The sequence below is a fragment of the Kribbella sp. VKM Ac-2569 genome, assembly GCF_004216905.1.
In the GTDB taxonomy this organism is placed as follows: Bacteria; Actinomycetota; Actinomycetes; order Propionibacteriales; family Kribbellaceae; genus Kribbella.
Genome location: NZ_SGXJ01000001.1, coordinates 2,238,833 through 2,250,774, shown reverse-complemented (window position 1 = coordinate 2,250,774; position 11,942 = coordinate 2,238,833). Strand labels below are relative to the sequence as shown.

Below are 11,942 nucleotides of genomic sequence, written 5' to 3'. Positions count from 1 at the left end.
AAAGTCCTGATCAGGTACTTTTCTGCCATGCATCGCGTCGTCGCACTGGTGACCGCGCCGCAGGCGAGCTTCGAGCTCGGGTGTGCGGCGGCGGTCTTCCGCGATCCGCCGTACTGCTTCAGCGTCTGCACCGAGCAACCCGGAAACCTCAGTACTACCGAGGGTTTCGACATGGTGGTCAGGTCCGGTCTGCGCGCGCTCGACCGCGCCGACACGATCGTCGTACCGGGGTGGCTGCCGATCAACCGCGAGCCGACGCCCGCGGTCCTCCGTGCGCTCACGCGAGCCCATCGACGCGGCGCGCGGCTCGTCAGCATCTGCTCGGGTGCGTACCTGCTCGCCGCGACCGGGCTGCTCGACGGGCGCCGGGTCGCGACGCATTGGCGGTACGCCGACGAACTGCAGCGCCGATTCCCCGCGGTACAGGTGGATCCGGACGTGCTGTACGTCGACCACGGGGATGTGGCGACGAGTGGCGGGTCCGGAACCGGGATCGATCTGTGTCTGCACCTGGTGCGCCGCGATCACGGGGCGTCGTACGCCGCATGGGTTGCCGGGCGGATGGTGATGCCGCCGCACCGCGAAGGTGGTCAGGCGCAGTACCGCTCGACGGAGCCGGTGCCAAAAGAGTCGCTGGGAGGCTTGCTGGACTGGGCTGTTGAGCGCCTGAACAAGCCGATCACGGTCGACGACCTCGCTCAGCGGGTGAACGTGTCGCCGCGGACGCTGGCCCGGCGCTTCGAGCAGCAGCTCGGCGTGGCTCCGGGGCAGTGGTTGCTGGCCCAGCGGATCGCCAGAACACGTGTTCTGCTGGAGGAAACGGAACTTTCCGTGGACGCGATCGCCACCCGGGTCGGCCTCTCGTCCGCGACGAATCTGCGCAGAAGATTCCGCACCGCACTCCACACCACCCCGAGCGCCTACCGTCGCGCGTATCAGGGTAAGTAGTCGCCGGTGTCGTCGAGCGTGATGTAGTGCTCGATGCGCGGGTCGTCCGGATCCCCGCCGTACAGCTCGACGAAGCGTCGCGCCGCGAGCAGTCCGCCGTACTGCGGGTTGAGGGTGCCGCGCAGGCTCTTGAACATCAACGAGAGATCGACGTACCGGTCGCCGGCGCCGAGTCGGCTGAGATCCAGGACGCCGGTGAAGCGCAGTGTCGTCGGGTCGATGAAGACGTTCGGGGCCGCGTAGTCCCCGTGGGTCACGGCGGTCCCGGCACCCGGGAACGGCGAGGCGAACGGGCAGTCCGCGAGCTCGTCGAGTGCCCGCAGACCTGACGCTATCGCCGCGAGTACGGCGGGACGGTCGCGGGCCGGCCACGGTTGGGACGCGTCGCGGCCGGACAGCTCCGTGGTCAGCAGCCAGTTGTTGCCCTGGTCAACGATGCGCGGGCAAGGGAAACCGGTGCCGGAGAGCCACGCCAGCCGCTCGGCTTCGACGCCGACCCCTGGACCAGCCTTGTAGTACAGACGTTCCGCGCCGCGGTCGAGCCGGACCACGGTCGCGTCGGAGCAGCCGACCGAGATCGGTTCGGCGCCGTCAGCGCCGAACCGATCCTGGAGAAGATTCAGATCCACTCACCGAAGATTACGGTGCAGGGCCGAAATCAGCTCCCCATTTCCGGTGTCACCGTCGAGCGACCAGATCATCGCGCCGCCCAGATCGCGGTGCGAGATGTACTGCGCTTTGCGTTTCATCTCGACCGGGTCGTCCCAGGTCCAGAACGTCGTACCGTCGAACAGCCACGCGAAACCGGCGCTGTTGTCGCGATAGACGGTGTAGTTCGCCAACTGGGCCTTCAGGTAGCGGTAGTCCTCGGTGCCGGCGTCGAAGGTCGACGGCGCGGGACCGGTCGACGGCTGGAAGAGGCCGTGGTTCACATCGGTCACGCCGGTCCAGCCGTGCGAGTAGAACGGCACACCCATCACCAGCTTGCTCCGCGGTGCGCCACGAGCCAGGTAGGCGTCGATCGTCACCTGTGAGCTGAACTCCGGTGTCGTCGGATCGCCCGCGGGTCCGTCGATCGCGGACTGCTGGTTGGTGAGCGTCTCCCACGGACCGTGGTAGTCGTACCCCTGCGTCGTGCCGAACGTCAGGTCCTTGAACAGTTGCCGGACCTCGAAGCCGCGGTCGATCATCGCCGGGTTCGCAGGCAGGAACGCAGTCAGGTCGTGCCTGCCCGGCAACCGGTCGAGTTGCTTGCGGTACTCGTGCACCAGCGCGGTGAAGTTCTGCTTGTCCTCCGGCCGGATCACGTTGCCCGGATTGCCTTCGCTGGCAGGCCATTCCCAGTCCAGGTCGACGCCGGTGAAGATTCCCTTCGCGGCGCCGGCGGGAAGGCCCGGCAGGTTGCCCTTCAGCCACAGGTCCAGGCACGACTTCACGTGCGCGGCCCGTGAGGCCGGCGTGAGCGCCGCGTCGGAGAAGTGCGCCGAGCCTGTCCAGCCGCCGAGCGAGATGCTGATCCGCAGCCCCGGGTACTTCTGCTTCAGTTGCTTGAGCTGATTGAGATTGCCGTTGAGCACCTGTCCGGGCTCGTCGGCCGTGCCGTTGACGCTCTGCTCGGCGGTGAACGGTCGCTGGTAGTCGGCCCACGGGTCGCTGCTGAGGCAGTTCCCCTGGGCGTCGACGAATCCGAACGCGTAGTTGATCTGGGTCAGCCGGGCCGCGGACCCGTTCTTCACCAGATCGCTGACCAGAAAGTTCCGGCCGTACCCACTCCAGTTGGTGTAGTACCCCACCACTCGCTTGGTGCTGCCCTGCGCTTCGGCAGGTACGGCGGCAGTCGTTGGTACGACCAGCGCAGCCGCCATCAGCAGCCCCACACTCCGACGCCTCATGACACCCCCATCGGACGGTTCCTGCGCACACAGTAGGGCCGCCGACCGACTTACGCAATGTCTCTGCAAAAACTGGATCCGACTAGGGTCGCCGTATGACGACTGTTGCTGGGGATCTTGCGCCGGACGGGGTTCTGCGGGCCTCGATCAATCTTGGGAATCCGGTGTTGGCGCAGGGGTCCGCGGAGGCGCCGGGTGGGGTGACTGTTGATATCGCGCGGGAGTTGGCGCGGCGGCTGGGGGTGTCGTTGGAGTTGGTGTGTTTCGATGCGGCGCGGAAGTCGTTCGAGGCGATGACGACAGGCCAGGCGGATCTCTGTTTTCTCGCGATCGACCCGGCGCGGGCGGCCGAGGTGGCGTTCACGGCGCCGTACGTCGTGATCGAGGGTGTCTTCGCCGTACCGCGGGACTCCGGGCTGACCACGGTCGCCGAGGTGGATGCGCCGGGTGTGCGGATCGGGGTGAAGCAGGGGTCGGCGTACGACCTCTACCTGACCAGGACGTTGCAGCAGGCAACGGTTGTCCGCGGGTCTGAGGGTGTCGACGTGTTCCGCGACGAGGGACTCGAGGTGGCGGCCGGCATCCGGCAGCCGATCACCCGGTACGTCGCGGAGAACCCGGACCTCCGCCTGATCGACGAGCGGTTCATGCAGATCCAGCAGGCCGTCGGCACCGCGAAGTCCAAGCACCCCGACACGGTTGCCTATCTCCACGACCTGATCGAGGACCTGAAATCCTCGGGCTTCATCGCCGCGTCCCTCGCCACCTCCGGGCAGGCCGACGCCACGGTTGCCCCGCCTGCCTGAGCCTGGAGGCCCCCTACGGGCAGTTCACCGGCCATGTCACGTCGCAGTAGGCGAAGCCGGACGCCGGCCGGAAAGAGCGTCTCGCTGCGGTCGCACCTGGTCGACGGCGCCGGCAACGTCACGGACCTGACCGTCATCGGGTCGTACGCAATGCGCTGACGGCGCAACCCCGGAGACCGGTTGCCGCGTTCTAGGTGTTGCGCAGACAACCGACTTTTGGGGTGAGGCAGTGAGTTCGAGATCTACGCGCAGAGGAATGCCCGCGATCGCCGTCCTGGCGGTCGCGGGCCTTGCCGTCGGGGTGATGACACCCGCCGCCGCGGCGTCCACCAAGCCATCCGCCCAGGTAACCGGTGGCAAGGACGTCAGCGTCACGCTCATCACCGGCGACCGCGTGCTGCTGGCCGGAGGAGACGTGACCAAGGCGACGATCGAGCCCGCCGCCGGCCGGGAGCATGTCGGCTTCAACACCTACCGGGTCCGGGACCACGCGTACGTGATTCCGGCCGATGTCTACAAGGCGGTCGGGGACGGGCGGATCGACCGTCGACTCTTCGATGTCGCCGAGCTGGTCAAGGACGGGTACGACGACGCGTCGACGAACACCATCCCGGTGCTGACGACGTACGCCGGCACTGCGAAGCGCGCCGTACCGGCTGGAACGCGGGTCACGCGGCAGTTGCCGTCGATCAGCGGCGCGGCAATGAAGGTCAGCAAGAGCAATGCCAAGGCGTTCATGAGCTCGGCAGGGTTCAGCAAGCTGTGGCTGGACGGCAAACGGAAGTTGCTGCTGGACCAGTCGGTTCCGCAGATCGGTGGACCGGTCGCGTGGCAGGCCGGATACACCGGCAAGGGCGTGTCGGTCGCGGTCCTCGACTCCGGCGTCGACGCGACCCATCCGGACCTCGCGACGCAGATCGCGGGGGAGAAGAACTTCACCGGTGAGTCGGCGGACGACCTGGTCGGCCACGGTACGCACGTCGCGTCGACGATCGCCGGCACCGGTGCGGCGTCGGACGGGCGCTACAAAGGCGTGGCGCCGGACGCGCGCATCTACGACGGCAAGATCTGCGAGGTCTGGGGCTGCGACGAGTCCGCGATCCTGGCCGGGATGGAATGGGCCGCGAACGACGTCAAAGCGAAGATCGTCAACCTCAGCATCGGCGGCCGCGACACTCCGGAGCTCGACCCGATCGAGGAGGCCGTGAACCGGCTGACCGCGCAGTCCGGCACCTTGTTTGTGATTGCCGCTGGCAACGATGGTCCCGGTGACGGGACGATCAGCTCGCCGGGTAGCGCGGACGCGGCGCTGACGGTCGGCAACGTGACCAAGCAGGATCAGCTCAACCCGACGTCGAGCCGCGGGCCGCGGGTCGGTGACAGCGCGCTGAAGCCGGACGTGACCGCGCCGGGCACGGACATCGTGGCGGCGAAGTCGAAGGACTCCTCGATCGGCGAACCGGTCGGCGACAAGTACCTGCGGCTTTCCGGTACGTCGATGGCGACGCCGCACACCGCCGGCGCTGCCGCGATTCTGCTGCAGGAGCACCCGTCCTGGACGCCGGCCGAGCTGAAGTCGGCGTTGATGGGTTCGGCAAAGGTCGCGGCCGACCAGACGTCGTTCCAGCAGGGCGCCGGGCGGATCGACCTGACCACGGCGATCAAGCAGACCGTGGTGGCCGAATCCGGCAACGTGTCGTTCGGGAAGGCGACGTACCCGCACTCCGACGACCAGCCGGTCACGCGTGACGTGACGTTCCGCAACCTGGGTGAGGCGGCTGTCACGCTGTCGCTGACGTCGGTGCTGAACGGGCCCGATGGCGCGGCGGCTCCGGCCGGTGCGCTGAAGTTGAGCGCCGACTCGGTGACCGTCCCAGCCGGTGGTACGGCGTCTGTGCAGGCGACGTCGGACACTGCACTCGGCGGCGCGGACGGGCTGTTCAGCGGTCGGATCACGGCGACTGGGGGCGGCCAGACGGTCGTCGTACCGGTAGGTGTGGACAAGGAAGGTCCGACGTACAACCTGACCGTCAAGCTGATCCGGCCCGACGGTGCACCGGACCCGGACTACCCGATGTCGATTACCGGCATCGACAACGACAAGCACGACCTGTACTCGCCGGACGAGACCGGGACGGTGACGCTCAGGCTGCCGCAGGGCGAGTACATGCTCGACCAGTTCCAGGAGTTCGAGCGCGGACCGGAGGACTGGATCTTCTTCATCCTGACCGCGCCCAGCGTGAAGCTCACCTCGGACCAGACGGTCGTCCTCGACGCGCGGAAGGCGAAGCCGGTCACCACGTCGGTGCCGAAGGCCGACGCGAAGCAGGCGAACTCGGACATCGGCTTCGACCGGAAGATCAAGGACGGCACGTACATCTACTCTGCGGGCGGTTTCCGGTCTGGGACGATGTACACGTACAGCACCGGGCCACGGCTGTCCGCGGCCGAACTGACCGGGCACGTCACGTCCCAGTGGGGTGTGCCGGGCGCGGACGGGCTGTTCACGAACACGCCGTACCTGTACGGGATCGCGAACTACTTCCCGGGCGAGTTCCCCACCGGGTTCGACCGGCAGGTGAAGCAGTCCGACCTCGCGACCGTGGACAGTACGGTCAACGCGACCGGGGATCCCCGGGTCTTCAAGATGCTGTTCCCGGTGATGCCCGACGGTGGTGGTGGCTGGGCTCGCGTCATCCGCCTCGACCCGCCGCGGACGATCCGGTACTACCTGGACGACACGCAGTACGGCTGGTCCGGCGTGACCGAGGAGGACACGGACGGCGGGGACTTCCCGCTCCCGAAGTGGCACCTGGAAGGGAAGCCGGTGCTGTACAAGGCCGGCCGGTACTACACCGAACGGTGGAACGCGGCCACGTTCGTGCCGTCGGTGTACGCCGCGACTCGGTCGGGGAGCGAGCTGAACCTCTCGCTGTACAGCCTCACCGACGCGGACGGGCACGTCGGGTTCATCTCCATGACGCCGGCGAGTACGAAGCTGTACCGCGACGGGACCGAGATCGGGTCCTCGACGCGCTTCGGCAGCATCGGCGTCGCGGACCTGCCGGCCGGTAAGGCGTCGTACAAGCTGGTCACGACCGGAACACAGACGCTGTGGCCGTTCTCGACGCGGGTCGATCTGGAGGCGACGTTCACGTCGTCGGCGGACCAGACCAGCGTTCCGGTCCACACCGTCGCGTTCGGGCCGGAGCTGGACGGGCACAACACGATGGAACGCAAGCCGGTCACCGTCCTGCCGTACGAGGTCAAGGCCGGTGCGGTGGCGAAGGTGAAGATCGAGTACTCCGATAACGCCGGAGCGACCTGGCGCCAGGCATCGGTTGTCGGTGGCAAGGCGGTCTTCCCGACGCCGGCCGGCAAGACCGTCTCGCTGCGCTCCACCGCGACGGACGCGGCCGGGAACAGCACGACGCAAACCGTGATCGCCGCCTACAGCCTGCGGTGAGAACAGCAGAACGCCCCGGGATCGATGTCCCGGGGCGTTCTGGTGCGTGCTGTCAGCCGATCAGGCCGAGGTCCTTCACGGCGTCGCGCTCCTCGCCGAGCTCGGCGGTCGAGGCGTCGATCTTGCCGCGGGAGAACTCGTTGATCTCCAGGCCCTGGACGATCTCCCAGTTGCCGTCCTTGGTGGTCACCGGGAACGACGAGATCAGGCCTTCCGGTACGTCGTACGAACCGTCGGAGACGACCGCCATCGAGGCCCAGTCGCCCTCGGCCGTGCCCTTCAGCCAGTCGCGGGTATGGTCGATGGTGGCGGCCGCAGCGGAGGCCGCCGACGACGTGCCGCGGGCCTCGATGATCGCGGCGCCGCGCTTCTGCGTGGTCGGGAGGAAGTCGTTCTCCAGCCAGGCCTGGTCGTTCACGAGCTCGGCTGCGTTCTTCCCGGCGACCTCCGCGTGGAAGATGTCCGGGTACTGCGTCGAGGAGTGGTTGCCCCAGATCGTCAGCTTCTTGATGTCGGTGACGTGGCTGCCGGTCTTCTTCGCCAGCTGCGCCAGCGCCCGGTTGTGGTCCAGCCGGGTCAGCGCCGAGAACCGCTCGGCCGGGATGTCCGGCGCGTTGCTCTTCGCGATCAGCGCGTTGGTGTTCGCCGGGTTGCCGGTGACGGTGATCCGGATGTCGTCGGCGGCGTGGTCGTTCAGCGCCTTGCCCTGGACGGTGAAGATCGCGCCGTTCGCCTCCAGCAGGTCGCCGCGCTCCATCCCCTTGGTCCGCGGCCGCGCGCCCACCAGCAGCGCGACGTTGACCCCGTCGAAGACGACGTTCGGGTCGTCGCCGATCTCGATCCCGGCGAGCGTCGGGAACGCGCTGTCGTCGAGCTCCATCACGACACCCTCGAGCGCCTTCAGCGCCGGGGTGATCTCCAGCAGCCGCAGCTCCACCGGCGTGTCCGGCCCGAGCAGTGCGCCGCTCGCGATCCGGAACAGCAGGCTGTAACCGATATTCCCTGCGGCCCCGGTAACGGCCACCTTCACCGGTGTAGTGCTCACGACATGCTCCTAGCTCATCCGATTGTGTGCTTGGGACGCTAGCAAGCCAGATGTCTCAGCCCAACGCTGGGGCGGTACCGACTTGCTCACACCATCTTTGAGAACCCACCAACCGTTTTGCTCGCGGCCAAACGGTTGGTGGGTTCTCAAAGATGGAGCTGAGAGGATGTCCGCGTGGAGCGGCGGACTGGGTCGGGGATGGCTAGCGTCGAGGCGCAGGCCGACGGGACATTTGTGCTGCGGGTGGACGGGTCGCCGCAGTCGCAGGTGGATCTGGCGGATCCGGGGAACCTGTCGTTCGAGTACATGCGGCGGATCGGTGACGTCGTGGATGCGGTCGCGCCGCGGCGGCAGCCGGTTGCGGTGACGCATGTTGGCGGGGCTGCGCTGAGCTTGCCGCGGTACGTCGCTGTGACGCGGCCGCGGTCGCGGCAGATCGTGCTCGAGCCGGACGAGGACCTGACCGAGTTCGTGCGCGAGGCACTGCCGTTGCCGAAGCGGTCCGGGATCAAGGTGCGTCCGGTTACGGGGCGGGCGGGGATCAGCGAGTTGTACGACGACTCGATGGATCTGGTGATCCTGGATGCCTTCGAGCACGAGGCGGTTCCGGCGAATCTGGTGACGGCGGAGTTCTTCGCGGAGTGCGCTCGCGTACTGCGGCCGACCGGCGTACTGATCGCGAACCTGATCGATGGGAAGGCCGGCCTGCCGTTCATCCGGCGTACGGCGGCGACGGTACGGGACGTGGTTGGGGCGGGCGTCGTACTCGCTGAGCGGAAGATCCTGCGGGGCAAGGGGTTCGGGAACGTCATCATGGTGGCGTCGCCGCAGTCCGTGCCTGACCTGACGGATGCGGGTCGGCGGGCGCAACCGCCGTACGGCGTGATGCCGTTGCAGGAGCTCGCCGGGAAAGCGACGCCGCTTACGGATGCAGAAGGCTACGTCACGCCACGCGCGCCGGCCTCAGCCTTCCGGAGCTGAGGCGTTCCACGGCTTCGGCGACCGCGGTGCGCTCAGGTGGTGTTGCGTCGATCGTTCTGACTAGGTGGTCGAGGCGGTCTCGGCCGGGGAGTCTGGTGCCTTGGAGCCAGGCCTGGATTGTGGCTCGCGGGATGCCCGTCTGCTGCTCGAGTGTTCGCAAGGATCGCGGCCGGGCTAGCGCCGCTAGTGCGACTCCCAGGTCTTCGAGGCTCTCCGCGTTCTCCAGCAGGCCGACGATGTCGCGCGGGTCGCGGCTCGCCTGCTGCCATCGCCGGTGCCAGACCGGCAGCAGATCCGCCGGAACTCCGCAGCCGGTGAGATAGGCGGCGGCCACGTCCCAGGTCGGGAGGTGTTTGCCGCTGGTCGCGCGGATCAGGTGCGGGTGCGAGTAGTGCGCGCGGTCCGCCAATTGGCGGTAGCTCAGACCCGCCTGACGACGTACCCGATCCAAGGCGGCAGCGAAAGCAGCGACATCCTCCACGTGTTCAAACATAATTCAACATGTTTCAACAGAGCAAGGCCGGTTAGGCTGGTCCCTGTGTCTGTCGCGAAGGTTGCCGCCCTGGCCTACTACCCGGTGAAGGGCCTCGCCGGGATCTCCGTCGAGTCCGCCGACGTCGGACCGACCGGTCTGCTGAACGACCGGCTGTTCATGCTGGTCCAGCCGGACGGGTCGTTCCTCAGTCAGCGCAAGCTGCCCGCGATGGCCACGCTGCGTGCCGAACTCGCCGGCGACGCGCTCCGGCTGTCGGCGCCCGGCGCCCCGGACCTCGAGATCGAGATCCGGTACGACGGGAAGCGGCGTGACGTCAGCCTGTTCGAGAAATGGTTCGGGCAGGGCATCGTGCAGGACCCGGCCGCGGACGAGTGGTTCACCGCGCGCCTCGGCGTGCCGGCGGCTCTGGTTCGCGTGACGCCCGAGCACGAGCGGCCCGGGTGGGGCGTAAATCGCGGGCTGACCGGATTCGGTGATGCGCACGCGCTGATGATCACGTCGCAGGCGTCACTCGACGGGCTGAACGCACGCATCCTCGAACGCGGCGGCGACGCGATCCCGATGAACCGCTTTCGGCCGAACCTGGTCGTCTCCGGGTGGGCCGAGCCGCACACCGAGGACAAGGTGCTCCGGATGACCGCCGGCGCGGTGGAGATCGGGTACTCCGCGCGCGGGATCCGGTGCGCGGTGCCGACGGTGAACCAGGCGACCGGCGCCAAGTCCGGGCCGGAACCGACCCGGACGCTGGCGACGTACCGGCGTGAACCCGCCTACGGCGGCGGGGTGAGCTTCGGCGTCAAAGGCGCAGTACTTGCCCCGGGCAACATCCGGGTGGGGGACGAGATCACTGTCCAGGAATGGATCCCGGACGGAACCGACCCTGCGCCGGACCGCCGCTAGCAGCCGACGCGGTAGCGGCCGGTGACTGCTTTGTAGGTGCAGGTGTCGAAGGTCTTGCCGGCCGGGGTCTGGAAGCGGGCGGTGTCGCCGGTGTTGTTCCAGATGTACCAGCTCTGGTTCCAGTACAGCGTGAGCGCGCGGTTCCGGTTCTTGCCGGTGCGGACGATGACGGTCGACTGGCCCGGCAGCACGTAGCCGCGCGGGAACACGAACAGGTGGTTGGCGGCGTCCAGGACGCGGAACCCGGACAGGTTGATCGGCCGCGAGCTGATGTTGCGCACGGTGAAGAACTCGTTGTTCAGCTGAGCGTTGGTGCGGACATCCGCGCCCGGCGGGTCGTACTGGATGCCGCTCAGGACGACGGTGATCGCCGCATCGGCCGGCAGTGGCGCGAGCGCCGCCGTACCGGCCAGCACCACGGCGGCCGTGGCAGCGGAAGAGAGCGTGCGGAAGCGTTGTGCGAACAAAGGAATGTCCCCCTTGGCAGTGGGCCGAATTCCCCCCGGCCCGATGAAAGCAAGCTGCCGGTTCCCCCCGGCGGACGCACGCTATCCGTCACGCTCCGTACTCGTCAAGCCCTCAATCAAGGCTCGTCGCGACGCCGTGCTCGAGTAGCGTGACGCGGTCCTCCAGTCCGGCGTCACGGAACGCAGCGACGAACTGCTCCGGGCCCTCGCTGAAGTGCGCCCAGCCCTCGGTGTGGACGGGGACGATCGTCGCCCGGTCGAGGATTCGCGCAGCCTCGACCGCGTCCGTCGACGTGAGGGTCAGGTTGGCGTTGTCGAGCAGCTTTGTCCGCGCCGCTCCGGCGAAGAGGACCGCGACATCGATCGGTGCGAACCGGTCGGCGATCTCCTTCACCAGGCCGAGCGACGCGTTGTCGCCGGAGACGTAGACGGTCGGGAGGCCCTCTCCCTGCAGGACGAATCCCGTGACGAAACCGAGCACCGCCTCGGCGCCTTCCGGGCCGTGCAGCGCCGGTACGCCGGTCACCGTGATCACGCCGCCGTCCGGCCGGGGCAGGTCGATCGACTCCCAGTTCTCCAGCCCGCGGACGCCAGGGATGCGAACAGCCGCGCCGGGGGTCGAGAGGACGGTCGGGATGGACGGGAGCAGCGCGCGGCCGGCGTCGTCGAGGTTGTCCTTGTGCTCGTCGTGCGAGACCAGGGCGACGTCGATCGGGCCGAGCTCCGCGGCCGGGATCGCCGGGCCGGTCAGCTTGGTCATCACCCTGCCCGGGAGCTGGTACTCGCGGGGCTCGTCGAACGCCGGGTCGATCAGGAACGTCAGGCCGCCGAGATTCAGGACGGCGGTCGGGCCGCCGATGTGCGTGATCTTCATGACCACGATCCTCCGGCCTGGCGATCCGTCTCACCATTGGCCCGCGAGTCACAGTTCCCGAAGATCG

At 68.0% G+C, this 11,942-nt stretch carries 12 protein-coding genes; 6 read left to right on the top strand and 6 right to left on the bottom strand.

Annotated features, from left to right (window positions below):
• Window positions 1-27 precede the first annotated feature (27 nt).
• Window positions 28-948, top strand: coding sequence for a helix-turn-helix domain-containing protein (locus tag EV649_RS10615; protein WP_130382903.1), 921 nt, complete (start codon window positions 28-30; stop codon window positions 946-948).
• Here EV649_RS10615 and EV649_RS10610 read toward each other — a convergent pair.
• Together EV649_RS10610 and EV649_RS10605 are read right to left on the bottom strand one after the other, a co-directional pair.
• Window positions 936-1,577, bottom strand: coding sequence for a phosphotransferase (locus EV649_RS10610; protein ID WP_130382901.1), 642 nt, complete (start codon window positions 1,575-1,577; stop codon window positions 936-938). The genes EV649_RS10615 and EV649_RS10610 overlap by 13 nt on opposite strands.
• Window positions 1,578-2,840 carry a glycoside hydrolase family 18 protein gene (locus EV649_RS10605; RefSeq protein ID WP_130382899.1) on the bottom strand — a complete coding sequence of 421 codons (1,263 nt, stop codon included), beginning with the start codon at window positions 2,838-2,840 and terminating at the stop codon, window positions 1,578-1,580.
• A 95-nt stretch (window positions 2,841-2,935) separates the two neighbouring features.
• On the opposite strand from EV649_RS10605, the gene EV649_RS10600 reads away from it, so the two are divergent.
• The 3 genes from EV649_RS10600 (at window position 2,936) to EV649_RS10595 (ending at window position 7,112) form a co-directional block, all read left to right on the top strand.
• A complete protein-coding gene (locus tag EV649_RS10600; RefSeq protein WP_130382897.1) occupies window positions 2,936-3,646 on the top strand; it encodes a transporter substrate-binding domain-containing protein in 711 nt (236 codons plus the stop codon).
• 33 nt (window positions 3,647-3,679) lie between these two features.
• Window positions 3,680-3,805, top strand: coding sequence for a hypothetical protein (locus EV649_RS41995; RefSeq protein ID WP_277875641.1), 126 nt, complete (start codon window positions 3,680-3,682; stop codon window positions 3,803-3,805).
• 97 nt (window positions 3,806-3,902) lie between these two features.
• On the top strand, window positions 3,903-7,112 hold the full coding sequence (locus tag EV649_RS10595) for a S8 family serine peptidase (RefSeq protein ID WP_130383652.1): 3,210 nt from the start codon (window positions 3,903-3,905) through the stop codon (window positions 7,110-7,112).
• A gap of 52 nt (window positions 7,113-7,164) precedes the next feature.
• Here EV649_RS10595 and EV649_RS10590 read toward each other — a convergent pair whose 3' ends face one another.
• Window positions 7,165-8,157, bottom strand: coding sequence for a malate dehydrogenase (locus EV649_RS10590; RefSeq protein ID WP_130382895.1), 993 nt, complete (start codon window positions 8,155-8,157; stop codon window positions 7,165-7,167).
• A 174-nt stretch (window positions 8,158-8,331) separates the two neighbouring features.
• Here EV649_RS10590 and EV649_RS10585 point away from each other — a divergent pair, with 174 nt between their 5' ends.
• Window positions 8,332-9,138, top strand: coding sequence for a fused MFS/spermidine synthase (locus tag EV649_RS10585; protein ID WP_130382893.1), 807 nt, complete (start codon window positions 8,332-8,334; stop codon window positions 9,136-9,138).
• Here the strand turns inward: EV649_RS10585 and EV649_RS10580 are convergent.
• Entirely contained in the window at window positions 9,101-9,619 is a 519-nt protein-coding gene (locus EV649_RS10580) for a helix-turn-helix transcriptional regulator (protein WP_157996218.1), read from the bottom strand. The genes EV649_RS10585 and EV649_RS10580 overlap by 38 nt on opposite strands.
• 57 nt (window positions 9,620-9,676) lie before the next feature.
• Here EV649_RS10580 and EV649_RS10575 point away from each other — a divergent pair, with 57 nt between their 5' ends.
• A complete protein-coding gene (locus EV649_RS10575) occupies window positions 9,677-10,534 on the top strand; it encodes an MOSC N-terminal beta barrel domain-containing protein (protein WP_130382889.1) in 858 nt (285 codons plus the stop codon).
• Here the strand turns inward: EV649_RS10575 and EV649_RS10570 are convergent.
• Complete coding sequence (locus EV649_RS10570; protein ID WP_130382887.1) at window positions 10,531-11,001, bottom strand: lamin tail domain-containing protein; 471 nt, start codon at window positions 10,999-11,001, stop codon at window positions 10,531-10,533. The genes EV649_RS10575 and EV649_RS10570 overlap by 4 nt on opposite strands.
• 112 nt (window positions 11,002-11,113) lie before the next feature.
• Entirely contained in the window at window positions 11,114-11,875 is a 762-nt protein-coding gene (locus tag EV649_RS10565; RefSeq protein WP_130382885.1) for an MBL fold metallo-hydrolase, read from the bottom strand.
• Window positions 11,876-11,942: the final 67 nt, after the last annotated feature.

Excerpts from the sequence above, each read along its gene's own strand:
- EV649_RS10615 (WP_130382903.1), top strand. The coding sequence starts at position 28 with ATGCATCGCGTCGTCGCACTGGTGACCGCGCCGCAGGCGAGCTTCGAG.
- EV649_RS10605 (WP_130382899.1), bottom strand. The coding sequence starts at position 2,840 with ATGAGGCGTCGGAGTGTGGGGCTGCTGATGGCGGCTGCGCTGGTCGTA.
- EV649_RS10600 (WP_130382897.1), top strand. The coding sequence starts at position 2,936 with ATGACGACTGTTGCTGGGGATCTTGCGCCGGACGGGGTTCTGCGGGCC.
- EV649_RS41995 (WP_277875641.1), top strand. The coding sequence starts at position 3,680 with ATGTCACGTCGCAGTAGGCGAAGCCGGACGCCGGCCGGAAAGAGCGTC.
- EV649_RS10595 (WP_130383652.1), top strand. The coding sequence starts at position 3,903 with ATGCCCGCGATCGCCGTCCTGGCGGTCGCGGGCCTTGCCGTCGGGGTG.
- EV649_RS10565 (WP_130382885.1), bottom strand. The coding sequence starts at position 11,875 with ATGAAGATCACGCACATCGGCGGCCCGACCGCCGTCCTGAATCTCGGC.